The 4,281-nt window shown below is 46.7% G+C and carries 3 protein-coding genes; 1 reads left to right on the top strand and 2 read right to left on the bottom strand.

The genetic code is table 11. The features are described from left to right. Nucleotides 1-425: 425 nt before the first annotated feature. Nucleotides 426-956, bottom strand: a complete 531-nt coding sequence (locus QT990_RS24660; protein ID WP_333308674.1) for a peptidoglycan-binding protein — start codon at nt 954-956, stop codon at nt 426-428. Nucleotides 957-1,362: 406 nt separating this feature from the next. Continuing rightward, nucleotides 1,363-3,015 (bottom strand): NAD(P)H-hydrate dehydratase, encoded by a 1,653-nt coding sequence (locus QT990_RS24665; protein WP_333465868.1) that lies wholly within the window; start codon nt 3,013-3,015, stop codon nt 1,363-1,365. A 115-nt stretch (nt 3,016-3,130) separates the two neighbouring features. On the opposite strand from QT990_RS24665, the gene mnmA reads away from it, so the two are divergent. Then, the gene (gene mnmA, locus QT990_RS24670) at nt 3,131-4,222 is read left to right on the top strand and encodes a tRNA 2-thiouridine(34) synthase MnmA (protein ID WP_333411285.1); all 1,092 of its coding nucleotides are present in this window, start codon (nt 3,131-3,133) and stop codon (nt 4,220-4,222) included. Nucleotides 4,223-4,281 lie beyond the last annotated feature (59 nt).

Below are 4,281 nucleotides of genomic sequence, written 5' to 3' on the forward strand. Positions count from 1 at the left end.
CGTCCAAAAAGGACGGGCGGGACGCCCATCCCACAATAACAATTAAAATTGTAAGTTATTTAATTCGCGATCCTAAGATATAGTAACAAATAAACACGGAAAAGTTGAGAAGATTTTTCATCGCCGAGAACGGTAACAGAATTTGCGTGAAGCGAAGCTATCCCGCAGGGAATTGCCCTTCCCGCGCGCTGCCTTCCCCTTAACGATAATTAGGGACTTAGGCAAAGCCTAAATCCCTAATTGAGCTACCGATTTTTGGCGATGACTGAAAGTGGTATCGTTTCCGGTTGCATCCGAATAATAAAATCGAGTAAACAGTCAACACTCAACCATTCAGTTTTTCAACACCCAGTCAACAGTCAACAGTCAACAGTCAACAATCATTTCGCTCGTACAACCGGAATAAATATTAATCCAACCCGTCATTAGTGCGGTAACTTGCTGAGGGCGTGCCAAGTTCTGTAGCCGACAATTCCATCTTGCGGTAAAGCCTTGCTCAGTTGCAATTGTCGCACGGCTACATCTGTCATCGGCCCGAAGAATCCGTCAATGAAGCCGAAATAGTATCCATTGATTTTCAAGACATTCTGAACAATTTTAACAGCATTACCAGAACTGCCCTTCATGACGATCGGCATATTCACAGGTGCACCAGAGTATAGTGCTTCCCAAGTGATAGGGCCGACAATCCCATCTTCTTTTAAAAAGACGCGGTGTTGATAGCCTTTGACGGCGTTTTGAACTTGGACGCCGAAGATACCGTCAATGGCGCCAAAATAATATGCCCAATGATATAGAAGCTGTTGTAGTTCCTTGACAGCTTGACCTGTTGAACCCATTTGTAAAGTGGGTTTGTTTACTCCAGTGGTTGCAGCAAATGCAAGACTTGATTGAGCAGTAGTATCGGCGACGAGAGCCATAGTTTCATTGTTCAAGCTTCTTTCTTCGGTGTACATAATGTGGTTCCTCTCAACATTTAAGTTTTTGTCTTTGATATTTCAGGTATAACTGGTGGGATTTGTGGATGCACAGTCACTTTTTAGAGTGTCACTCATGTGAGTGTCACTCGTTTGAGTTACCCGTTGGTTTGTCGTAACTGAGATCTTGCAGCATTCTCAATTAGCCGTAGGGGCGGGTTCGCCAACAGCCTTAAAGCTTGCAAATAGGTTCTATAAACCCGCCCGACCCCACGAAAAATCCTCTTATTGATATTGCTCCAAGATGTCAGTCGTAAGGAATGCAAGTTGTAATATCTTTATGAGGACTTCCGTTGTCAATACAAACCAAGGGCTAAGGTGCGCGGTGCACACCTACCCAATACAAAGATGCGGGGTACGCACTCTACCAACTCATGTTGATTGTTTACTCAGCAAATTCTCGCAAAGCTGGAATTAAATACTGTGTCAAAGTAAAGGCATCTACTCCTAATTCCGTCCGATCTTTGGCAGCCATGATTCCGGCTTGAGCGTGCCACCAAGCTGCTGTTGCAGCAACTGATTTGGGGGGGGATTTGCGGGCGATCGCACTTGCTAATAGTCCCCCTAACAAGCCTGTGAGAACGTCGCCGCTGCCGCCTCTGGCGAGGGCTGGGGTGCTTTCGGGATTGAGGTAGGTGATGGTACGTGAAGCGTAGCTATCCGGTAGGGAATCGCCCTCATCCTTCCAACTTATGCAAACTCTGGCTCCTTTGAGCAATATCGTTGCGCCGCAAAGCTCAGCCGCTGCTTGAGTGGCGGCAATTCGATCATCGCCGGTTTGGTCGGCTAATTCGGGAAATAAACGCTTGAATTCGCCCGGATGAGGCGTGATAATTGTCAGTGCACAGCGTTCGGACAAAATCGGGACTGTGCCGAGTTGAGCGAGGATATTTAAACCGTCAGCATCTAAAACTAGAGGTCGATCGCTCTCCAGTACAGATTCTACAGCGATTGCTGCTTCCAATGTCAGACCTGGGCCTGCGGCGATCGCATCATAGGTGTCCAAATCAATTGCTATTGGCAATTGGCTAATTGCACCGCTTTGGGTTTCGGGACATCCTATAACTAATGCCTCTGGTAACTGGCTGCTCAACATCGATTTAATCGACTCAGGAACAGCAATTGACAGCATTCCGATGCCGCTAGCTCTTGCTCCCAATGCTGCCAAAATTGCGGCTCCGCTGTAGCGGCGGGAACCTGCAATAATTAGTAAGTGACCATTGGTGTATTTGTGCGAAATAGGCGATCGGGGTAACAGCAAATGCTGAGTTGCCGATGCTTTTGTAATGCGTTGTATTGCTGGCGTTTCGCCCAATATTGCTGCAATATCTGCTGTGGGAATATCAAAATCAATTAATTCGGAACTCCCGATATATTCTAAGGCTCTGTCTTGCAGAAATGCCATTTTCCACAAACCCAAACATAATGTATGTTTTGCCCTAATTGCCGTTCCCAAAATTTCTCCGGTATCTGTATGTATTCCCGATGGAATGTCTATACTTAAAATGGGTATATTTAAATTATTTATTTCGTCAATTGCGGCGGCTGTGGAATTAGTAATTTCTCGTTCTAATCCAAATCCAAATAAACCATCTACGAGCAACTCGCAGTTTGTCAGCAGTTCAATTTTATCAAGAAATGGAATATTTAAAGAACGCGCATAATCAGCGTGACTTTTCGTGAGTTCTTTTAGTTTAGAAAACGGACAGTAAATAACTACTTGGAACCCTTGAAAGTGCAATTCGCGGGCAACAACCAAAGCATCGCCGCCGTTGTGTCCGGGCCCAACCAATACGCCGATAACTGGCAATTTAGAATTAACAAGATTTTTCCCTTCTTCCCTTTTCCTTCTATCCGTTAAATCCCGTACACTGCTAGTTGCCGAACTTCCTTCCGCTTTCAAAAGCTCCTGAATGCGTCTAGCAATCAGTCCCGCGACTTTTTCCATTAAAGCTGCGACTGGCATTCCAGCAGCAAAAATTCTCGTTTCTATTTGCCGCATTTGGTCGGCGGTGACAACAAATTTTTGAATGGTCATATTAATGCTAAAATTTCAGCTAACAGCAGCAGTGGCAAGTTGTAGTATACTTGTGGTATAATAAATTAGCTCGATCGAACAAAGTAACAGTAAAATAGCAATTTCTCTCAGAATCATGAACAAGATTGTTGTAGGCCTCTCCGGCGGGGTCGATAGTTCCGCAGCAGCCGCAATTTTACACCATCAGGGATATGAAGTGGTGGGTTTAACGCTGTGGTTGATGAAGGGCAAAGGCCAGTGCTGCTCTGAGGGAATGGTCGATGCCGCTAAAATTTGCGAAGATTTGGGCGTTCCCCACCACATTGTTGACAGCCGCGAGGTCTTTCAGGCAAGTATTGTCGATTATTTGGTGGAGGGTTACAGTGCAGGAATTACGCCTCTGCCTTGTTCACAGTGCAATAAAACTGTGAAGTTCGGGCCAATGCTTAAGTATGCTCGCGAAGAACTCGGAATTGAAAAAATCGCTACAGGGCACTACGCTCGGATTACTTACGATGCTGCTACGGGTCGCTATCAGTTGCTGCGGGCGATCGACCCTGCGAAAGATCAGTCTTATTTCCTGTACGATCTAACACAGGATTTGTTGGCGGGTACGGAGTTTCCTTTGGGCGAAATTACCAAGACAGAAACTCGCAGAATCGCGGCAGAATTTGGCTTGACAACTGCTGATAAGCCGGAAAGTCAGGATTTGTGCTTGGTGGAAAGTAACGGTTCGATGCGGGCTTTTCTGGATAAGTACATTGCGCCGCAAAAGGGTGACATTGTGGACAAGTCAGGGCGGGTGCTCGGACAGCATGACGGTGTACACCACTACACCATCGGCCAGCGGAAGGGACTGGGGATTGCTGCACCGGAACCGCTGTACGTGATTGAACTCGATGCTGCTGGCAATCGGGTAGTTGTGGGCGATCGCCAGTTGGCAGTAGAATCTGAATGTACAGTCCAGAAAGTGAATTGGGTTTCTGTGGCTGCACCGACGGCTCCGATTCGGGCTCAGGTACAGATTCGATATCGATCGCAACCAGTCCCCGCTACAATTATTCCTGTAGAATCCTCCCAAGCAGAGGAAAAAGTCGGCGGTACAAGAGTTAAGTTGATTTTTGACGAACCGCAGTTGAGCATTACCCCCGGACAAGCGGCTGTTTGGTATGACGGCGATGTGCTATTGGGCGGCGGCATCATCGAAAGAAACCAACTCCCAAATTAAAGCAAGGGGCGGGCTAGCAGCAACGGCCCACAAGAAACCACCCACAAAAAAACTCTTTG

The organism is Microcoleus sp. T3_B1 (assembly GCF_036700445.1).
Lineage (GTDB): Bacteria > Cyanobacteriota > Cyanobacteriia > Cyanobacteriales > Microcoleaceae > Microcoleus.